Annotated in this window: 13 protein-coding genes; 5 read left to right on the forward strand and 8 right to left on the reverse strand. The window is 60.9% G+C overall.

Annotated features, from left to right (window positions below; genetic code table 11):
- Positions 1 to 7: 7 nt before the first annotated feature.
- Genes recD through recC form a run of 3 tightly spaced genes read right to left on the reverse strand, consistent with a single transcriptional unit; the run spans position 8 to position 9,761 of the window.
- Positions 8 to 2,242, reverse strand: a complete 2,235-nt coding sequence (gene recD, locus ACTH3D_RS00285; protein ID WP_441664047.1) for an exodeoxyribonuclease V subunit alpha — start codon at positions 2,240 to 2,242, stop codon at positions 8 to 10.
- Entirely contained in the window at positions 2,239 to 6,075 is a 3,837-nt protein-coding gene (recB, locus tag ACTH3D_RS00290) for an exodeoxyribonuclease V subunit beta (protein WP_441664049.1), read from the reverse strand. The genes recD and recB overlap by 4 nt, the downstream gene beginning before the upstream one ends.
- Positions 6,072 to 9,761, reverse strand: a complete 3,690-nt coding sequence (gene recC / locus ACTH3D_RS00295; protein ID WP_441664051.1) for an exodeoxyribonuclease V subunit gamma — start codon at positions 9,759 to 9,761, stop codon at positions 6,072 to 6,074. The genes recB and recC overlap by 4 nt, the downstream gene beginning before the upstream one ends.
- Before the next feature lie 187 nt (positions 9,762 to 9,948).
- On the opposite strand from recC, the gene ACTH3D_RS00300 reads away from it, so the two are divergent.
- The 3 genes from ACTH3D_RS00300 (at position 9,949) to aqpZ (ending at position 11,469) form a co-directional block, all read left to right on the forward strand.
- Positions 9,949 to 10,284: an antibiotic biosynthesis monooxygenase family protein gene (locus tag ACTH3D_RS00300; protein WP_441664053.1), complete on the forward strand. Its 336-nt coding sequence runs from the start codon at positions 9,949 to 9,951 to the stop codon at positions 10,282 to 10,284.
- Positions 10,281 to 10,574: a coiled coil domain-containing protein gene (locus ACTH3D_RS00305; RefSeq protein ID WP_441664055.1), complete on the forward strand. Its 294-nt coding sequence runs from the start codon at positions 10,281 to 10,283 to the stop codon at positions 10,572 to 10,574. Before ACTH3D_RS00300 ends, ACTH3D_RS00305 begins: the two co-directional genes overlap by 4 nt.
- Positions 10,575 to 10,734: 160 nt before the next feature.
- Positions 10,735 to 11,469, forward strand: a complete 735-nt coding sequence (gene aqpZ / locus ACTH3D_RS00310) for an aquaporin Z (RefSeq protein ID WP_441664057.1) — start codon at positions 10,735 to 10,737, stop codon at positions 11,467 to 11,469.
- 100 nt (positions 11,470 to 11,569) lie between these two features.
- On the opposite strand, the gene ACTH3D_RS00315 is transcribed toward aqpZ, so the two are convergent.
- The 4 genes from ACTH3D_RS00315 to ACTH3D_RS00330 form a co-directional block, all read right to left on the reverse strand.
- Positions 11,570 to 12,580: an LLM class flavin-dependent oxidoreductase gene (locus tag ACTH3D_RS00315; RefSeq protein ID WP_441664059.1), complete on the reverse strand. Its 1,011-nt coding sequence runs from the start codon at positions 12,578 to 12,580 to the stop codon at positions 11,570 to 11,572.
- Between the two features lie 33 nt (positions 12,581 to 12,613).
- Positions 12,614 to 13,111: a methylated-DNA--[protein]-cysteine S-methyltransferase gene (locus ACTH3D_RS00320; RefSeq protein WP_441664061.1), complete on the reverse strand. Its 498-nt coding sequence runs from the start codon at positions 13,109 to 13,111 to the stop codon at positions 12,614 to 12,616.
- A gap of 131 nt (positions 13,112 to 13,242) precedes the next feature.
- Positions 13,243 to 13,371 carry a putative transporter small subunit gene (locus ACTH3D_RS00325; RefSeq protein ID WP_441664063.1) on the reverse strand — a complete coding sequence of 43 codons (129 nt, stop codon included), beginning with the start codon at positions 13,369 to 13,371 and terminating at the stop codon, positions 13,243 to 13,245.
- Positions 13,372 to 13,449: 78 nt separating this feature from the next.
- Positions 13,450 to 15,153: a sodium:solute symporter family protein gene (locus ACTH3D_RS00330; protein WP_441664065.1), complete on the reverse strand. Its 1,704-nt coding sequence runs from the start codon at positions 15,151 to 15,153 to the stop codon at positions 13,450 to 13,452.
- Between the two features lie 683 nt (positions 15,154 to 15,836).
- Between ACTH3D_RS00330 and bioB the strand changes: the two genes are divergently transcribed.
- Together bioB and ACTH3D_RS00340 are read left to right on the forward strand one after the other, a co-directional pair.
- Complete coding sequence (gene bioB, locus ACTH3D_RS00335; RefSeq protein ID WP_441664067.1) at positions 15,837 to 16,889, forward strand: biotin synthase BioB; 1,053 nt, start codon at positions 15,837 to 15,839, stop codon at positions 16,887 to 16,889.
- Between the two features lie 66 nt (positions 16,890 to 16,955).
- Entirely contained in the window at positions 16,956 to 18,431 is a 1,476-nt protein-coding gene (locus ACTH3D_RS00340; RefSeq protein ID WP_441664069.1) for a protein adenylyltransferase SelO, read from the forward strand.
- 124 nt (positions 18,432 to 18,555) lie between these two features.
- Here the strand turns inward: ACTH3D_RS00340 and ACTH3D_RS00345 are convergent.
- A partial coding sequence (locus ACTH3D_RS00345) for a LysR substrate-binding domain-containing protein (RefSeq protein WP_441664071.1) occupies positions 18,556 to 19,566 on the reverse strand: 1,011 nt, incomplete at its 5' end.

Genomic DNA, 19,566 nt, shown 5'->3' on the forward strand with positions numbered 1-19,566 from the left:
ATCAGATTTATCTGATATTTAACCCGCTGACACGTACCACACGGCGCTTGACGGCATCATTGAGCTGCCCGCGGCCGGGCTCTACCAGCGTCAGCCAGTGGCGGGCGCGGGTGATGCCGGTGTAGACCAGCTCGCGGGTCAAAATCGGGTTGGGTAGATCGGGCAGTACCAGCGCCGTGTGGTCAAACTCTGAGCCCTGGGATTTGTGTACTGTCATGGCGAACACGGTTTCTACTGCTTTGAGGCGTGCTGGCAACACCCACTTGATATGCCCCGAGCCATCACTGGCAGGGAAGGCCACGCGCAGCAGGTGGTCGTTGGGAGCATCGGGGTGGGGCTGCTCCAGGGTGATGCCAATATCGCCGTTCATCAGTCCCAGCCCATAGTCGTTAGCCGTCACCAACACCGGGCGACCGGCGTACCATTGGCTTTGCTCGCTTCCCGGTTTGATCAGCCCCTGCTTGGCCAGCGCTTCGCGGACACAAAGGTTCAGCCCTTCCACGCCCCAGGAGCCGCGGCGCAAGGCGCACAGCAGCTGGAAACGCCCGTAGGCTGCCAGCACGTCTGTGGCCCAGTCATCAAAGCGCTCGGGGGGGGCGTCCTGAGTAGGGCGCTGGCTATGCATCACCTCAAGGTAGTGACGATAGCCCACCGGGGGAAGCGCTTGGCCGACTGCCGGGTGAGCCGGGTGGCGGGGAAACCCCTCGGGATAGCCGCTGAGGGCTAGTTGGGCAAGGCGTGCGCGATCATCGTTTTTTACCCGCAGGTGAGAAAGGTCAGCATAGCTGGTAGCCCAGATTTCGTTCAGCGAGACAGGGCTGCTGCCCCCTGAATTGATGGCCTCGGCCAGTTGGCCCACGCCGCTGTCGGCGGTAAATCGGTGGCTCAAGCGCAGCATGGTAATGGCCTGATCCAGCGGCTGGCCATTGGCGTCAAGCATGTTTTCAGACAGGGTCTGGCCGCTGGCGGCGCTCAGCCACTTGGCGGTGGCTGGCGTATAGTGACCCGCCTCGGCCCGGGCGCACAGGTCGCCTAGCACCGAGCCGGCTTCCACCGAGGCCAACTGGTCCTTGTCGCCAAGCAGTACTAGTCGCGCATGGTGCGGTAGGGCATCAAGCAGTGCCGCCATCAGGCTGACGTCGATCATCGAGGCTTCGTCAACCACCAGCACATCCAGCGGTAGCGGCTGGTGGCGGTGATAACGCAGGCGGCGCGTTCCGGGACGCGCGCCAAGCAGCCGGTGCAGAGTGCTGACTTCCGTGGGGATGGCTTCCTGCAGTTGCGCAGTCGTGCTTGCTGCGCTGCTGTGAGGTTCATCCGAGGTGTGTTGGTTGATCTGTCTCGTCAGACTGCTTAGTGGTAAGCGATCCACCTGACCAGCGATGGACTCATTGAGCCTTGCCGCAGCCTTGCCTGTGGGCGCGGCCAAGCGAATGCGCAGCGCTGGCAGGCCCAGTCCCAGCTGGCGAGCCTGCAGCAGGGTGAGCAAGCGCACCACGGTGGTGGTTTTGCCGGTACCTGGCCCGCCGGTAATCACCGCAAAATGGCTGCGGCTGGCTAGGGCGCAGGCGACCTTCTGCCAGTCAATTTCATCAGGCAACTGGCTGGGCTGCGCAAACAGGGTGTCGAGCAGTGGGCGCAGCCGCTCGGGGCTGGCGGAGGCCTCCAAACCATCATCAGGCGCGTTCAGTCTTGTGTCGAGCTGATGGCGGATTTCCTGCTCGTACTGCCAGTAGCGGCGTAGATACAGCCGCGGGCGCTGGTTGCTGTCATCGCCAGCGCTGTTGCCAGGGCCAACAAGCACCAACGGGGTGTTGCCTGGGCCGCTGCTAATCAGCGCAGGTTGAGCCAAGGCAGATTGCCATTCATCAAGTGTCAGCCCCGCCATCACGTAACTAGGTAGTGGCGGCGGCTCATCCAGGCTGTCGCCCTCCGGCGGTAGCGACAGGGCCAGATCCGGCGTGGCCAGTGTCTGGGCGAGATCAAGACACACATGGCCGCGCCCCAGCTGGTGGCTGGCCAGTGCCGCCGCCAGCAGCAGCAAAGGGGATGTGTCGCTGACTTCGCGCAACAGGAAAGCCGCAAAGGCGCGGTCCAACGAGCGTAGCCAGCCACGTTCTACCCAGCGGTCGAGCAGTTCAAACAGCGCCGTACGGCAGTGGCGTGCTGCTGTGGCGTCGCTGTGGGTTTGAGAACCCGCCGCTTGGGAGTTGCGCAGTTTTGTATCTGGCCGCGGCGTCATGTGATGGTCTCCTGGCTGGCGCTGAACAAAGTGTCGAGGGCTTCGATCAGCTGGCGAGGCACACGTTCCGCGTGTACACCGCGGGACACTGCTTTAGTGCCGCGCAGAAACACATAAACGGCGCCGCCCAGATGGCGGTCGATGTCGTAGTCCGGCAGGCGCGAAGCCAGCAGTCGGTGCAGTGCCAGCAGGTACAGGCAGTACTGCAGGTCGTAGCGCTTGTCGAGCACCGCGTCGCGCATGGCTTCCGGCGTATAGGCATCGTCGTCACGGCCCAGATAGTTGGATTTCCAGTCCACCACGTAATAGCGCCCATCGTGCTCTACCACCAGGTCGATAAAGCCTTTGAGCATACCGTTGAGTCTTTCCGGTAGTAGCGCTGGGCGGGGTACACCGCCAAGAGTGTGATGGCTGACCAACTGATCGAGAGTGTTGCTATTGACTTGGTGAGCGGCAAACCAGAACTCCAGCTCGACCTGGAAGTGCTCAAGCTCAGCCAGTTTCATTGGTGTCTCGCTGCCCGGAAATGGCAGCGATGCCGTGAGTAGCGTCGGCAGCCAGCGACTCAGCGCGGGAATCTGCGCGCTCCAGCCGCGGCGGTTGGCACGCCGAGCCAAGCCGTCGTCGCGGCGCTCGGCGTCGTTGGCTAAACGTGAAAAGCCCTCGCTGGCGGCCCATTCCAGTAGGCCGTGCAGGAAGGTCCCCGGCGAGGGGCCACGGGGAAAATAGTGTAGCGAGCCGCCAGCGCGATCAGTGGTGTCAATAACGTCAGTGTCGGTAAGGCCCCGTTCGTTGGGCTCGTCGCTGACCTCAAGTGCAGTGGCTTCGTCGGCGGTGGAGGGTTCCTGGAGGACGTCTGGCGTGGCGCCCGCTTGCTGGGGACCGTATTTCAGCGCCGAGTAGCTGGCGATCCACCAGTGCTCACGAATCCGGCGGCTGGGCATACGGGCCGGAGTCAGCGGCGCACTCTTTGTTAAGGGACGCAGAGGCGTGGGATCAACCTCTGGGGCCACTGCGATATGCACAGGTTGTTCGTCGCCCACCATAACTTCCAGCAGCGGGCCAAGCCCGTCTGGTGTGATGGGCTCTCCACCGCCGATCAGCTGGCCGATGGCGCTGAGCTGCATGTCTTTCAGCGGCGCAAGGCCCAGCCAGGTGGCGTGGCTGGCGCGGGTCAGGGCCACATACAGCTTGCGCAGGTCTTCACCGAGGCGCTCCAGGTCGGTGTGTTGCTGGGCGTCAGGGTCTGCGGTCAGCGAGAGGCGCAGGGTGCCGTCGCTGTCATGCCAGCGTAGCGGTAAGTCGCTTGTTTTTGCCGGCCGGAAGGCGGTGATGAATGGCAGAAACACCAGCGGGTATTCCAGCCCTTTGGACTTGTGAACGGTGATCACCTGCACCAGGTCAGCGTCGCTTTCCAGGCGCAGCCGGTGGGCGTCGATCTGCTGCTCGGGAGCCGTCACGGCCTCGTCCAGCCAGCGCAGCAGGGCGTGTTCACCGTCCAGCTCTTGGCTGGCCTGCTGCAGCAGCTCGCCTAAGTGCAGCAGGTCGGTCAGGTGGCGCTCGCCTTCCGCCGCGACCTGCTGGTGGCTTGCCGATAGGCCCAGTAAGCGGGCCGCGACGCCGAAGTCGGCCAGTAGTTGGTGCAGCATCGGCAACACACCACGCCGCTGCCATAGCTGGTGATAGTCGCGGAATTGCATGACCCGGGCTTCCCAGGCCAGTTCGCTGTGGTGACCACTGTTGTTAAGGTCGTTCAGGCCATCCAGGTCGGCAAGACTGAGGCCGAGGCTGGGTGTGGCCATGGCGGCGCGCAGTGCATGTTCGTTATCCGGGGCGGCACAGGCCGCCAGCCATAGGCGCATTTCGCTGGCGGCAGCGGTTTCGAAGACGCCGTCTTTGTCGGACAGATAGACGCTGCGCACAGCCCGCGCCATCAGGGCGCGACGAATGGCACGGGCCTCTGTGGCGTTGTTGACCAGCACTGCCAGGTCCGACGGCGCCAGCGGGCGGAAGGCAGTGCTGTCTTGTTCCGCAGCATTGTCGTTACTCTGGAAGCCCGTTAGACCAGCCTGGCCCTCACGTAGCAGCTGGGTCATCTCGCTGGCGCAGCGTTCGGCCAGCTCGTTGATATAGACGGTTTTGGAGAGCTCCTGATCAGCAGCCAGATGCCACAGGGTCAGCGCCGGTTGGGCCTTGCGCGGCTGTTCAGGAGTGGCACTGCGCATCAGGGCGTCTTTGCGGCCCTTGGCTTTGACCTGATGAAAGGGCAGCGGGTTGTTAGTGCCGTCCTTGAACAGAAAGGCGCCGCGACCGTGGTCGGCGTTTTCGGCGTATCTGAACAGGTGATTGACCGCAGCCACCATGTCCTGGGTAGAGCGATAGTTGGTATCTAGTGTGACGTGGCGCCCCGTGGTGTCGCGGCGCGCCTGCAGGTAGGTGTAGATATCGGCGCCGCGAAAGGCGTAGATGGCTTGCTTGGGGTCGCCGATTAGTAGCAAGCCGCAGTCGTCGCGTTGGCTGGCTGGCAGGTAGACGCGTTCGAACAGTCGGTACTGCACTGGGTCGGTATCCTGGAATTCGTCGACCAGTGCCACCGGGAACTGGCGGCGGATGCGCTCGGCCAGCACGTCGCCAGAAGGGCCGCTGAAGGCGGCGTCCAGATGCTTTAGCAGGTCATCCGGCCCCAATTCGGCGCGACGCTGCTGCTGTTCGGTTAGGCGTTGGTTGGTCCAGTGCACGGCGTGAGTCAGTAGCTGGCTTTTAGCGTCAGGCAGCTCATCCAGCTGCTGGGGCAAATCAACCAGGGCATCTAGCGCAGGGTGGGACGGCGGTGCTTCGCCGTCTTTCCATATCTCAGCCAGCCCCTCAGGAGTGAGGCGTTTACTGGCTGTGTCAGTCAACGTCAGTTTGACTAGGTTCGGGTCTTGTGCCCAGTCGCGAATCTTCTGGAACCAGCCAGTCCGATGGTTAACCTTCATCTTTCCTTTGGGGAAAGCGCCCCGTTCAGCGGCATCCTCAAGCAGGGCTTCAAGTTCATCGGCCCACGTTGTCCAGGGCGCTTTCAATTCGGCCAGGAGCGCCTTGTGTTCAGCAATGGTCTCTGTCGGCGGGCCAACGGCGGGCAAGGCGGTGGCATACTGGCGCAGTCTGGCCAGGTTGTCATCCAGAGCATCGGGTGTGGTCCAGTGGCGGGCAACGGTTTCCAGCGCAGCACTGTCCAACGCATAGTAAAAAGTGCGCCAGTAATCACGGGTCACTTCGGCCTGCAATGGGCGCTGGTCGATTTCCATGTTCAAGGCGAACAGGCTGCCGCTATCGAAAGCGTGTTCGCGCAGCATGCGGTGGCACCAGGAGTGAATGGTAGAAACGGCGGCTTCGTCCATCCACTCGGCAGCCAAGCGCAGGCGGCGCGCGCAGGCCGGCCAGCTGTCCTGCGGGTAGCTGTTGCGCAGCTCGGCCAGGGCAGGATCAAGCTCTGAGCTGGCGGGTGCTGCGGCCACAGGCACTGGCTCGGCGAACAGATCCCCGGTCACTGGCTGTTGCGCGGCGGGTGGGTGTTCGGGTGACTGTAAAGAGAAAGCGGTGGCCGCCTCGACCAGCCGTGTGCGGATGCGGTCGCGAAGCTCACGCGTGGCAGCGTTGGTGAAAGTCATCACCAGAATTTCCGGCGGCATAAGCGGCCGGGGGAAACTGGCTTTGTCTTCGGGGGCACGTGGCCCGAGCACCAAGCGCAGATACAGCAGGGCGATGGTGAACGTCTTGCCGGTGCCGGCGCTGGCCTCGATCAGGTGGCTACCGTGCAATGGCTGCGCCATGGAGTTCAGCGGCGTCATGCGTTGTCTCCCTTGGCAGCGTTGTTCTTCACTGTGTCATGCAGCGGAGCGTATAGCACCTCGGCCAGCTCGCTGAAACGGCGCTCAGCGGCGCGGGCAGTGACGACGGATTCAAAGCTGGGCCACTGGCGTGCCAGATACGGATCGCGGTCACGCTCGCCGGTGTTGTAATCATCGCCTTCATAGCGCTTGCGTGCAGCGTTCCAGGCCTTGGTCGCCGTCTCGTCGTCAGCGTCACCTTCGCCGTCCCTGCCATCCAGGCATTGCTGCATCATGGCAGCATTGCCGCCTTGTTCTATCCACATGAAGGCGCTGTCCAGTGGCAGCGGCAGTGGTGCATTCATCCCGGCCTGCCAGGCATGGACGATGGCGTTCAGGCGGTGGCGGGCGTTGTCTTCGGCCAGTGGTGCCAGGGTGTGATCGCCAGCGCGGGAAATCAGCCGGGTGGTCATGGAGCCGACCGCCAGTTGTCCAGCCAGGTGTTCGACCCAGGCGCCGACCCAGTTGCGCCACTGATACTTGCCTTTGCGGACCAAGCTTGAGGTCATTAATACCAGCCGACAGCATTCGCCGTTATCGTTTTCTCGCAGGCCGTCGAGCCAGTCCTCCAGGCGATGTTCGTGGTTAGCGTCCTGTTCGCGGTGCCCCAGCGGCAGGCTGATTGCTGCGGGCTGGGCAATGTCATGGGGCCAGTCGGCCAGCGCTTCGGCGTAGAGCGTGAACATCTTGTCTAGCGGCTCGATCAGTTCCGCGCGCATGCGCGCGGCAAAGCCGCCCATGGCCAGGCGACCTTCACGTTCAAGCCCCTGTAGGCGGGCTTCAACGGCAGGCAGGTAGTGTTCGCCATGGTCTGCGGCCACTCGCCCAGCAGCCACCAGCGAATCCTGAAGCTGCCACATGCTCAGGCCGTCCAGATCAAACGGTTCGTGCTCCAGGGTATCGGTGTCGTCAACATCCAGATAGACCCCGAGCCGTGTGTTGAAAAATGCCTTGGCTGGCGACTTTAGGAAATTCCCCAGTTGGCCAAGCGTCAGCGGGCGTTCTTGCTCCCAAGCTGGGAGTGGGGCGGTTTCATCGTGCGGCACTTGCCCCGAGGTATCGGCGTGAATGGCGTGCCATTCTTTGGCGTAGCTGAACAGGCGCTTGTCAGCTTCTGATGAATCATCCTGAAAGTAGGCGCGGCTGAAGGGCTGAAGCGGATGCTCCACAGTCAGTGCCGCCAATAGCGCCTTGGCGTTTTTCTCCTGGCCTTGGGTTTCATCAGCCCCAGCCAACCGCCAGCCAGCAGCAAGGTGGTCTCGCAGTTGGCCGAGCAGCACTGAGGGCGGCTGGGGTTCGTTGTCGTGGATGCTGCGTCCGACCCAACTGATCAGCAGCCGCTCCCGGGCCGAAAGCAATGCCTCCAAGAACAGATAACGGTCGTCGTCGCGGCGCGAACGGTCACCTGGGCGGTAGTCCTGGCCCATCAGATCGATATCCAGCGGGCGCTGGGTGCGCGGGTAGTCCTCGTCGTTCATGCCCAACAAGCAGACATGACGGAATGGGATGGCGCGCATGGGCATCAGAGTAGCGACGTTGACTGCACCGGCCAAAAAGCGCTGTGAAAGATGCGCTTGATCGACTTCGGTCAACCAGTGTTCGCGTACCACCGACAGCGGCAGCGCCTCAGTCAGTCCGGCGTCCTCGGTGGCTTCCAGCCACTGTTCCAGGCCTTCTTCAAGGCGGGCGAGGGTAGAAATATCTGCCTCGTCGTTAACGTCAAAGCAGTCAGCCAGCAACTCGCGCAGCCGCTGGCACCACTCCTCAGCGGTGGTCGGCTCGCTGAGTTGCTGCCAGTGGCGATGCAGGGTGTCGATGAGATCCGAAAGAGGTCCGATCAGCGCCGCCTCCAGGCCACCGATATCGCCGTAGGGCTCGATATCGTGCCATGGCCCGGATGTGTCCTGGTCGTTTATAGCTGAGAGCTCTGCCGTCTGGCCTACCGCATAGCCCAGCAGTAGGCGCCGCAGGCCGAAGGCCCAGGTATTGGCTGTCAGCCCATCTGGCAGGTCGAGCCGGGCGCGCTGTTTGGCGTTAAGCCCCCAGCGGATGCCGGCATCTTCGACCCAGCGGCGCAGGGTGGGGAGATCATCGGTATCCAGGCCGAAGCGCTGGCGCAGCGCCGGGACTTCCAGCAAGTCCAGCAGGTCACTGATAGTCAGCCGCGACTCGGGCAGGTGTAGCAGGCTTTCCAGTGCGATCAGCAGCGGTTGGCGATGGCGGCTGGCCTGGTCGGAGAGGGTAAAGGGAATATGGCGCGGGTCATTGAGAGGCAGTCGCCCGAATACCGCCTGAACCGCAGCAGCGTAGGCCTCGATATCCGGCACCATGACCAGGATATCGCGTGGGCGCAGGCTGGGGTCGGCGTCAAAGGCAGCCAGCAGCTGGTCGTGAAGAATTTCGACCTCGCGCAGCGCGCTGTGAGCCACGTGAAAGCGCAGGCTGTGATCCTGGTGAGGATCGACGGCTGGCCAGGTGGTCAGCGTTTCCTGCGGTGGGCGCAGTTCAAGAATATCGTCCTGCAGCTGCTGTAACAGGCCAGTGGGCTTGTCCTCATCCAGCGGTGAGTCGAACAGATCGATACGCAGCGAGCGGGCATCAAACAGTGCCTGATAGTGGTGCGGGTCGTCGAACTCATCGAGCAAGCGCAGGTAGTCGCGGCCCTGCTTGCCCCAGGCGGCCAGCAGCGGCTGGGCGTGCAGGTGCAGCTCGGTGTCATCCAGGTTCTGCGGCATGCCGGGGCGATGGCGCTGGCGGCGCCGCTCGGCGCGCAGCAGGTCTTTATGCTCGATGATATCGGCCCAGTAATGGCGGCAGGGGTTGTGCACGCACAGCAGCACCTGACTGACCCGGGACATGGCCGCCAGCGCCTCCAGCGTCTGGCGGGGTAGCGACGAGATGCCGAACACGATCACTCGACGCGGCAGGCCAGCAGGACGTTGGCCTCGCTTCAACTGGCGACAGGCATCAAGAAAACGCTGGTGAATCAGCGCTCGGCTGGTGTTCAGCCCCTCGTCGCCGATACCGTCACGCAGTCGACGCCATAACTCGGGCTGCCAGCATTGGTCGGCATCCAGCAGCCTGGCTTGGCCCCGGGCGTCGATCAGCTCATCGCGGCCTTCAGCCCAGGCCGCCAGCCAGTCGGCACGATACACTTGGTATTGGTCGAACAGATCGGCCAAGCGCTCAGCCAGCTGGAAGCGCTTGCGCAGGTCGTCATCGTCGGCCAAGAAGTGTGCCAGCGGCTGGAAGGCGGGCTCGGTCAGCAGCTCGGGCAGCAGGCGCATCAGCCGCCAGCTCAATCGAGACTTGTCCAGCGGCGACGCCTCAGGCACGGCGTCTTCGCCTTCGCTGTGGGACAGCACTGCACGATAGGCCTGCCACAGAAAGCGCGCTGGCAAAGTGATATCCAGCGCCGCCGCGATACCCGCGCCGTTGGGTGCATCCGCCGCCAGCGCCAGCTTCAGCCACTGGCTGATACCGTTGCTTTGGACCAGAATCACCTCGTTTTCCAGCGGCGCCAGCGGCTCGCGGCGCATCCAGCTCACCGCCAAATCGCGCAGCGACTCCAGCCGATTGCCGTGCACCACCAGAAAGCCGGGTTCAATAACGTCAGAGACAGCAGCGGGGGAGGAAGCAGCGGGCATGGATCATCCTTGAGCAGCGAAAGGGCAGGCGGAGCTGTGCCTGCTCTATGGTGCCGGAAATGGGCGGGGTTATGAATGGGTATGGCGGTTTGCTGTCTCAGTCATATACTTGCCACGCTGTAGTCGAACTGTCATCGTCAAAACCTGTTTTAACGAGATCAGCACGAGAGCAGAGAGGCCATTAGCCGTGTATATCGCCATGAACCGTTTCAAAGTGAACCCTGAGCGGGTCGCTGAGTTCGAACAGATATGGTTAGAGCGTGAGACCCACCTGCAAGGGTTACCCGGCTTTGTCGAGTTCCAGATGTTGCGCGGGCCGGAGAGGAAAGATCACGTACTCTATGCCTCGCATACGGTGTGGCGTGCGCAGGAGGATTTCGAGGCCTGGACGCATTCCGAGGCGTTTCGCAAGGCCCACGCCAATGCCGGGAAAAGCAAGCGCGAGGGGCTCTACCTGGGCCCGCCAAGCTTCGAAGGTTTTACGGTCATCCAGACTGTCAATAACGAGGAGAACAGCGTATGAGCCAACGCGATGCCTATGAACAGAAGCTGCGTGCCAAGCTGGACGAATGGCAGGCCGAAATTGATTTGCTACGGGCGCAAGCGCGTAGCGCTGCTGCCGATAGTGAGTTAGAGAAAGAGCAGGAAAAAGAGGCCGAGCGCCTTGAAAAACAGCGCGATGAGATGCGCGAGCGGCTCAATAAAATGCGTGATGCCAGCGATGATGCCTGGGATGACCTAAAAGATGGTGCCGAGCGTGCCTGGAGTTCGATTAGTGACTCCTTTGAGAAGGCGAGATCGCGCTTTAAATAATTAGCGTAAATCGATGTGACGCCTGGCATTACGAAGGTTCTGTCAGGCGTTTTGGTAAGTAGTGAACAATTCTTATCCGCCTGCATCGGCTGTATTTTGTGGAGTAATATCAGCTTCCTGATAGGGCACAAGGGGTGCCTTGAAAGCACAGGGATGTGTGATGAAAAACTCTCAAAAGTATGCAGCTGAGCTGATTGGTACGTTCTGGTTGACCTTTGGCGGCTGTGGAGCAGCGGTGCTGGCGGCGGGTTTTCCAGGGTTTGGGATAGGTTTCTTGGGAGTGTCGCTGGCCTTTGGTCTCACGGTGCTGACCATGGCTTATGCCATCGGGCACGTGTCAGGTTGCCATTTGAATCCGGCTGTAACGATCGGCCTTACCGCCGGTGGGCGCTTTCCAGGTTCACAAGTTGTTCCTTATATCGTCGCTCAGGTTGCGGGTGGCGTTCTGGGTGCGTTGGCGCTTTATATCATTGCAAACGGCGTTGAAGGATTTGATGCGGCAGCCTCAGGGTTTGCAGCTAACGGTTACGGTGAGCATAGCCCCGGTGGCTACTCGCTGGCAGCCGCGCTGGTGGCTGAAATCCTGCTAACCATGGTGTTCCTGTTCATCATCATGGGCGCCACTCACGGTCGCGCACCCGTGGGTTTTGCGCCCATCGCCATTGGTCTGGGGCTGACGCTTATCCACCTTATCAGCATCCCGGTGACCAATACCTCGGTCAATCCGGCGCGCAGTACTGGCCCCGCACTCTTTGTGGGAGGCTGGGCCATCAGTCAGTTGTGGCTGTTCTGGGTGGCTCCGTTAATTGGTGGCGCCTTGGGCGGTTTGCTCTATAACTGGATCAGCCCGACACCCTCTGAGCCTGTGATAGGCGGAATCGAAAGCGAAGGCTGATAGTTAAAAGCTCACGATAGACGTCAGAACGCCCGGTGCTGCTTCCGGGCGTTGCTTTTCTGTTGCGGTATCTTTCTTTGTGGCGTATTTACAACCCGTCTTAGAGGGGCGAAGTCGTTGGTTGCTGCAGTGCCGCCAACAGTTCAATTGAGTGGAGTCGATCTTTGCGGTCATAGACGTCAGTAACGATCATCAGCTCATCGGCATTGGTTTGCTGCAGGAAGTCTTCCAGGCCTGCGCGAACGCTGTCGGGGCTGCCGATGACCGCCGCGCCCAGGTTCTGCGCGACCGCTGCGCGCTCCCTGGGTGTCCAGTCGATGCTTTCCACCGGCGGTAACGCCTTAGTGCTTTTACCACGGTGCAAGTTGAGAAACTTCTGCTGAGCGGTGGTGGATAGGTAGTGCGCGTGGGCATCGCTTTCGGCCACGATGACCGGCATACCGACCATGGCGTAAGGTGCATCGAGCACCTGTGAAGGGCGGAACTGGGTGCGGTAGAGGTGCAGCGCTTCAAGCAGGTAGCCGGGGGCGAATTGGGCAGCGAAGGCAAATGGCAGGCCCAAACGTGCGGCCAGTTGGGCACTGTAGCCGCTGGAACCCAGCAGCCAGATCGGCACATGGGTGTCCTGGCCGGGCACGGCACGAATACGCTGGCTGGCGCTGGCGGTGCCCAGGTAGCTGCGCAGCTCTTCCAAGCGCTCGGGAAAGTCGTCAACACCGGCGAAGGGGTCGCGGCGCAGGGCGCGCATGGTGGCGCCATCGGCCCCCGGTGCCCGTCCCAGCCCCAGGTCGATGCGGCCCGGATAGAGGGTTTCCAGGGTGCCGAACTGCTCGGCAACCACCAGCGGTGCGTGGTTGGGCAGCATGATGCCGCCGCTACCCACGCGGATGCGTTGGGTCTTGCCGGCGATATGGCCGATCAGTACCGAGGTCGCGGCGCTGGCGATACCGTCGATGTTGTGGTGCTCGGCCAGCCAGTAGCGGTTGTAGCCAAGCTCGTCGGCTTTGCGCGCCAGAGCGACGCTGTCGTTGAAAGCTTCGCCGGCGGTACCGCCTTGGCGGATCGGCGCCAGGTCAAGTATGGAAAGGGGAGTTTTACTGAGTAAGGTCATGTATGCCTCGCTAAACGTCAGGCGGCGAAACCGTCAGCCTAATTCGAAGGGCATGCTGCCTGCTTCAAAAGCCAGCAGCCACTGCTTGCGGCCAATGCCGCTGGCGTAGCCGGTCAGTTTGCCGTCGCTACCGATCACCCGATGGCAGGGCACAATGATCGAGATGGGGTTCTTGCCGTTGGCTGCCCCCACGGCTCGCTGGCCACCTTTGCTGCCGATCTGCTCGGCCAGTTCGCCATAGCTGCGGGTTTCGCCGAAAGGAATGTCAGTCAGTGCCTGCCAGACACGGTGCTGAAAATCGGTGCCGGTCGCTGCCAGCGGCAGATCGAAGTGCTGTCGCTGGCCTGCGAAATACTCTTCCAGCTGGGTGCAGGTCCGCTGTGTAAGTTCACTGGGACGTGGTGTTTCGCGCACCTTGTCTTCGTTGATGAACTCCACTTCGGTCAGGCCGCTGTGGTTGGCACGTATCAGAATCAACCCTAGGGCGTCGCTGGCCGGAGGACGGAAGTAGTCGAGGGCATCAGTGGTCATCGTCTTGGCCTCAGCTGCGTGACTTGCGGGGGCTTTCTGGCAGGGTAACAGTGAATGCGGCAAGGTGGCAGGAAAAGTGGGGGGAGCATCTGCCCGGGCTCCTGTTAGAGCGCCGGGCAGGGTGACGATGTTTATACCATATCACGGTGCTCGCGCTTGGCTTCGCGGTGATCGCGAATCACGGCGCGGCAGATCACGATCAGTATGGCCAGTGTCAGGGCTGGCCAGATCAGTACATAAAAGCCAAATAACCACTGCATGATAAAAATCTCCTTTAAGGCCTGTTCCGGCGTTGGCGGGAGCAGGCTGGTGTTCGGGGTTGATAGTCGAGCTGAGCTTTAGCGCTGAGTCTGGGTAGCGAAACCGGGACTTGGCTTGCGCGACTTTTGTGATTTGGTCGGCTTTTTCGGCGTTTCGAAGTTACCCACTTTGTCTTTGATGGAGTCGAAGTCGAAGTCCGGCTCGTTGCTGAGCAGGCTCATGATCGTACATACCAGGGTGCTGGCGCCGTAGGCAGTCAGCGAGGCGAGCAGCACGGTGTAGTCGCGCAGGAAACCGGTGGCAAAAATGAGCATGGCCAACATCGCCAGGCCGCCGGCAACCACTGCGAGGCGACGGCCAAAGAAGCCGAAGGTCATCAGTGCGATGATGATGCCACCTCCGATACTTGCTAGCAGTTCGAAGAACAGACCGGCACCGCCAGCCAGCGGCACGAGTTCAAAACGCGCTACGATGAACAGCACCATGGCGACGACCACCGAGGTGGTAAAAGCTTTGTTGGTCACGCGGTTCCAGAAGCAGCTGGCGATGACCGGGAACACGATTGCGCCCCACAGTGCCCCGACGAATACCAGCATCACCAGAATATCCAGCGAGAAGCTGGCAAAGATGATGCCGACCACTGTGGCGGTCACCATGGTCATGCGGCCAATCAGTAGCATCAGTTTGGGGTTTGGGTTGCCCTTGGCGAGGTTCTTGCCGTAGATATCGGCCATCACGATGGCCGACAGTGCTGACAGGTCAGAGTCTGCGGTAGACGATAGCGAGCCAATTACCAGAATGAAGAACAGCCCGATAAATAGTGGCGGCAGGTAGCCGGATACCATCTGCGGAATCAGGTTGTTCATGTCGCCGTTGAGCGGCTGCACGCCTTGGGTCAGTGCCATCAGGCCGATCATGCCAAGGCCGATAACGATAGCGCCGTAGCCCAGGGTGGCGGTCAAGAACGTTGGCTTGATGTGTTTTTCATTTACCGCGAACAGGCGCTGGGAAATGGTTTGGTTGCCAATCGCGTAGGCCAGTACGGCAACGAAGAAGGGTGCGCCTTGGTTGAGGATGGCGTCCGACGAAAAGAAGTTGGCCTGCTCTGGCGTCAAGTTGCTGAGGCCGGCAACCAGCTCGCTGGGGCCGCCCATGGAGAAGAACACTGCTGGGATGATCAGCACGGCAATCGCCATCAGCGCTACCAGCTGGGCGAAATCGGTCAGCACCGAGGCGCGGAATCCCGACCAGATGGTGTAGCCCAGCACACCGACGCCAGCGATGATGACACCGGCCTGGAAAGAGAGCGGTGAGAGTACCGCCACCAGGGCACCGGCGGCAGTAAAGTTCACCATCAGGCTGATGATGCTACCCATCAGGTTGGAGCTGGCCAGGATCAGTTGGCTGGACGAGCCGTGGCGGGCATGGATCAGCTCGCCCAGGGTCGCAGCGTTGGGCGCCAGCTTGCGAAAGCGTATGCCAAAGGGGTAGATGAACAGGATCATCAGTGCGCCCCATAGGCCGTAGTGGATCGGCCCTGATACACCGTAGGTGTAGCCTGAGGTGGCGGCAGCATAGAAAGAAGCCGCCCAGATCCAGGTGGCGGTCATGCTGGCGGAGCCCATGCCAAAGCCGATGCGGTGGTTGGACACCATATAGGCATCGGTGTCTTCCTTGCGCTTGCGGATAGTCAGTGTCAGCAGATAGGTGCCGCCGTAGAACGCTATCATTAGTAGCAGGACGGTCAGGGTGGAGAATTGGAATAGTGAATCGTTGTTCAAGTTGTTGCCCTCTCTCATGGGTGGGTTAATGAGGCGCACAGGCGCAGCAATAGCAGCCGCAACGATGGGCGCCACCTGGGTGGGTATCTGATATGCACAGAGCCTGCCTGGGCTATGACGGCATCGACGAATTGGCGTCGGCCGCACAGCGAGACCACAGGCTGTATTGGGTAAGCTTTTTTGGCTACCAGGTACCGCTCAGCTAATAGCGATGACGTGAGTCGCCAATAGCTAGTTTGAACAAGGGTGGAGGACGACTGGGGAATGCGTTGACGGTCTGGGTGATGAATGTGGACATGGATTTCCTTTTCTAACGATGCTGTCTGAGCATTCAGCTCAGACAAGTTCTCGAAAGTACTCGTGATCCAGTCTGCTTTAATTTTCCCTGAGGGGTAGCAAGACTAGTCGGTTTCAAAGCGAAACCTGCCTGGGCTTGTCTGAGCTGCGGACAAGCTGCCAGTTGAGTGCGGCGTTATCGCCGGAAGAAGACATACACTAGGGTCAAAAGGGGGAAAAGTCCAATTTGTGACCTAATGTCACCTGGTTGCGGCGAATGGTTGATATTTTCGAGTTGGGAAAAAGCTCGTGAACGTACTGGGTAAACTTTAATATTTGTCAAGGTTGACCGTGGCGTATTGCCTCGCTATCTTTTGTCAACTTTTATTAATAGTAAGGTTTACAGAATGGTTGCGATGGCTGCTCCACGTCATGACTGGACGCTTGATGAGATCAATACCCTGTTTGCGCTACCGTTTAACGATCTGTTGTTTCGCGCCCAGCAGGTTCACCGCCAGCACTTCGACCCTAACGCCGTACAAGTCTCCACGCTCCTGTCGATCAAGACTGGCGCCTGTCCTGAGGATTGCAAGTACTGCCCGCAGTCCGGCCATTACAATACGCAGTTGGAAAAGGAAAAGCTGATGGCGGTAGAGCAGGTCGTCGTTCAGGCCCGCGCCGCCAGGGACGCCGGAGCCAGCCGCTTTTGCATGGGAGCCGCGTGGAAGAGCCCTCGGGAAAAAGACTTGCGGGTGGTTGAAGAAATGGTGCGCCGCGTAAAAGAACTGGGGCTTGAAACCTGCATGACGCTGGGCATGGTCGACGGTGAGCAGGCCAGCCGACTGGCCGCTGCCGGACTGGATTACTACAACCATAACCTTGACACCTCGCCGGACTATTATGGCGAGATCATCACCACCCGCAGCTATGCCGACCGTCTGGAGACCCTTGGCCATGTCCGCAATGCAAGCATGAAGGTCTGCTCCGGGGGCATTCTGGGGATGGGCGAGGACGCTCGTGACCGTAGTGCATTGCTTCAGCAGCTGGCGCGCCTGTCACCACACCCTGAGTCGGTGCCCATCAACATGCTGGTCAAGGTGCCGGGCACGCCGCTGGAAAATGTTGAGGACTTGGACCCGCTGGAGTTCGTTCGTGCCGTGGCCGTGGCACGCATCATGATGCCAAAAAGCCATGTGCGGCTGTCGGCTGGGCGCGAGCAGATGAGCGAACCCACCCAAGCGTTAGCGTTCATGGCTGGCGCTAATTCGATTTTCTATGGCGATAAGCTGCTGACTACCGACAACCCTCAGGCCGATCGCGACCGTGCGCTGTTTGAGAAGCTAGGGTTGCATCCTGAAGCTCGGAACATGGTTGAGAGCGAAGACGCTCATCGTGCGAGACTTGCTCAGCAAGCCCGCGATGCGAAGGTGGCAGAGCTTGCAGTAGATGCCAGCGTATGAACTGTTGTCTCGTATGCTGCAGTGCCCGTATCAGTTAGGGTAGAGCGATTAGAAACAGGAGACACCATGCTACCGCCACTTTCTCATCGCTACGCCGACCTTCCCGAGCATATGCGCGCCGAGGTGCGCCCGACGCCAGTGGCCAAGCCGCGCCTGGTCGTCTTCAACCAGCCGCTGGCCGAGGAGCTGGGCTTCGATCTGGCGCATTTTGATGAAACGCGCGCCGCAGAGTTGTTTTCCGGTAATGTTTTGCCCGAAGAGCTCAAGCCCACGGCGGCAGCCTATGCTGGCCACCAGTTTGGCAATTTTGTACCACAGCTGGGCGATGGACGTGCCGTATTGCTGGGCGAAGCCAGAAATTGTGCGGGGCAGCTCCGTGATCTCCAGCTCAAGGGCAGCGGGCGCACGCCCTTTTCTCGCGGTGGTGATGGTCGCGCACCGCTTGGGCCGGTGCTGCGCGAATATCTGGTCAGCGAGGCCATGCATGCGTTAGGCGTGCCGACGACCCGGGCGCTGGCGGCGGTGACCACCGGCGAGCGCATCTATCGGCGCATGCCTGAGCCAGGTGCGGTACTTACCCGGGTAGCTTCAAGCCACCTACGTGTGGGCACTTTTCAGTACTTTGCCGCCAGAGGTGATGAAGCGGCACTTCGCTTACTCGTCGACGAGGCAGTGGCTCGTCATTACCCCGGGTTGGCCGAGTTAACCTCTGATGCTCAGCCGTTGGCGCTGCTGGAAGTCGTAGTTGAGCGTCAGGCGGCGCTGATTGCGAAGTGGATGAGCGTCGGCTTTATCCACGGCGTGATGAATACGGATAACTGTGCGATTGGCGGAGAAACCATCGACTACGGCCCCTGCGCCTTCATGGACCGCTATGATCCGCAGACCGTATTCAGCTCCATTGATGAAAGGGGGCGCTACGCCTACGCCAACCAGCCGTCCATGGCCCAGTGGAATCTGACGCGCTTTGCAGAAGCGCTGCTGCCGTTGATGGGTTACGACAGCAAAAAAGCGATTGCCGATGCCACCAAGGTGCTGGAAACCTTCGACGAGCGTTACCAGCATCATTGGTTGAACGAGATGCGCCGTAAGCTGGGGCTGATGGAAGCGCGCGACGGCGATGCTCAGCTCGCCGCCGCTCTGCTTGATGTGATGTACCAGGGTCGCGCCGACTTCACTCTGACATTTCGTCACCTGGCAGATGCGGTAACCACTGACCAACAACATGTGCTGCTAGCGCTTTTTGAAGAGACCCATGGCATCGAGACTTGGCTGACGCGTTGGCGCGAGCGGCTCGCAGCCGAGCAGGTGACCCCGGCACAGATCGTCACACGGCTGAGGGCGGTTAATCCGGTAGTAATTCCGCGCAATCATCGCGTCGAGCAGGCCATTGAGGCTGCCGCTGAGAGAGATGACTTCTCCCCCTTCGAGGCGCTGTTGGCTGCTATCATGAATCCGTTTGATGAGCCGGCCGGTGAGCTCAGCTACACCCGACCGCCACAAGAGGGCGAGCAGGTGCTGAGAACTTTCTGTGGTACCTGACCACACCGGCGCTGCGCGGCGGTTTCGGCATGTAAACGTGCCTCCTACAAAAACCGGTACGTGCAAGTCGCGCAGGGATGCCTTCAGGCCGGTGTGGTGTCGCCAGGTGCCCCGGATTCATTTATTACTGATCCGCGTCTGACTCCTGCTCGGGCAAGGTGAGCTTTCGAGCACCGCCCATCAGAAAGTCCCGATTAGCTTCCAGCGCTTCGCGCAGAAAGTCCCATAGCAGTCTTACCCGGGCCAGGCGGCGTTGCTCCTGGCGCGCGGTAATCCAGAACTGCCGCACTACGTCCACTTCTTCATCGAGCACGCTGTCTAGTGACTCGCAGCTTTCTGCCATGAAGCACGGCAGCACCGCCAGGCCGGCACCGCTCAGTGCGGCGGCGTATTGAGTGGTCACGCTGGTGCTGCGCATGGCGAAGTGTGGCCCTGGGGCGCCTACTACCGCCGGGTCCAGCAGCGGGTCCAGGTAACTCAGCTGTTCGCTGAAGATCAGGTCGTCGACATAGCCAATCAGCCGATGGCGGCCAAGGTCGCCGCGTTTTACCGGCCTGCCGTGGCGTTTCAGGTAGGCCAGGCTGGCATACAGCCGCAGGCGGTAGTCGCACAGTCGCGAGGTCACAACTCCTGGGCTTGTGGGGCGCTCGATGGTGATAGCCAGGTCGGCCTCGTGACGGCTGAGGTTGACGACACGTGGCAATGCCAGCAGCTCCAGCGTGACGCTAGGGTGCTGCTCACAGAAAACGGCGAGCAGCGGGGCAATTACCCAGGTGCCAAAGCCTTCGGTTACGCCCAGGCGGATCTGGCCACTGATCTGGTGGTTTTTGTCGGTTAGGCTTTCGCCGGCTTCGAAGGCATGGCGCGCCATTTCTTCGGCATGGGCCAGTAACTGCTGACCGGCTTCTGTCAGGTGATAGCCGTGGGTGCTGCGCTCGAACAGCTGCGTATTGAGTTTTTGCTCGAAGCGACGAGTGCGTCGCGATAAGGTGGAGTGGTCGAGCCCCAGTCGCCGGGCAGCATCCGTCAGCCGTTCGCTGCGTGCCACCTCGAGAAAGATCTGGATGTCTTGCCAGTCGAGCACGGTTGACTCCTTTTCTGAGAAGGCGGGGCGGATGGAGTACGTGTACTGGTT

Origin of the sequence: Halomonas sp., assembly GCF_052095765.1 — a bacterium.
GTDB lineage: Bacteria > Pseudomonadota > Gammaproteobacteria > Pseudomonadales > Halomonadaceae > Halomonas.

Excerpts from the sequence above, each read along its gene's own strand:
- recD (WP_441664047.1), bottom strand. The coding sequence starts at position 2,242 with ATGACGCCGCGGCCAGATACAAAACTGCGCAACTCCCAAGCGGCGGGT.
- recB (WP_441664049.1), bottom strand. The coding sequence starts at position 6,075 with ATGACGCCGCTGAACTCCATGGCGCAGCCATTGCACGGTAGCCACCTG.
- recC (WP_441664051.1), bottom strand. The coding sequence starts at position 9,761 with ATGCCCGCTGCTTCCTCCCCCGCTGCTGTCTCTGACGTTATTGAACCC.
- ACTH3D_RS00305 (WP_441664055.1), top strand. The coding sequence starts at position 10,281 with ATGAGCCAACGCGATGCCTATGAACAGAAGCTGCGTGCCAAGCTGGAC.
- aqpZ (WP_441664057.1), top strand. The coding sequence starts at position 10,735 with ATGAAAAACTCTCAAAAGTATGCAGCTGAGCTGATTGGTACGTTCTGG.
- ACTH3D_RS00315 (WP_441664059.1), bottom strand. The coding sequence starts at position 12,580 with ATGACCTTACTCAGTAAAACTCCCCTTTCCATACTTGACCTGGCGCCG.
- ACTH3D_RS00320 (WP_441664061.1), bottom strand. The coding sequence starts at position 13,111 with ATGACCACTGATGCCCTCGACTACTTCCGTCCTCCGGCCAGCGACGCC.
- ACTH3D_RS00325 (WP_441664063.1), bottom strand. The coding sequence starts at position 13,371 with ATGCAGTGGTTATTTGGCTTTTATGTACTGATCTGGCCAGCCCTGACA.
- bioB (WP_441664067.1), top strand. The coding sequence starts at position 15,837 with ATGGTTGCGATGGCTGCTCCACGTCATGACTGGACGCTTGATGAGATC.
- ACTH3D_RS00340 (WP_441664069.1), top strand. The coding sequence starts at position 16,956 with ATGCTACCGCCACTTTCTCATCGCTACGCCGACCTTCCCGAGCATATG.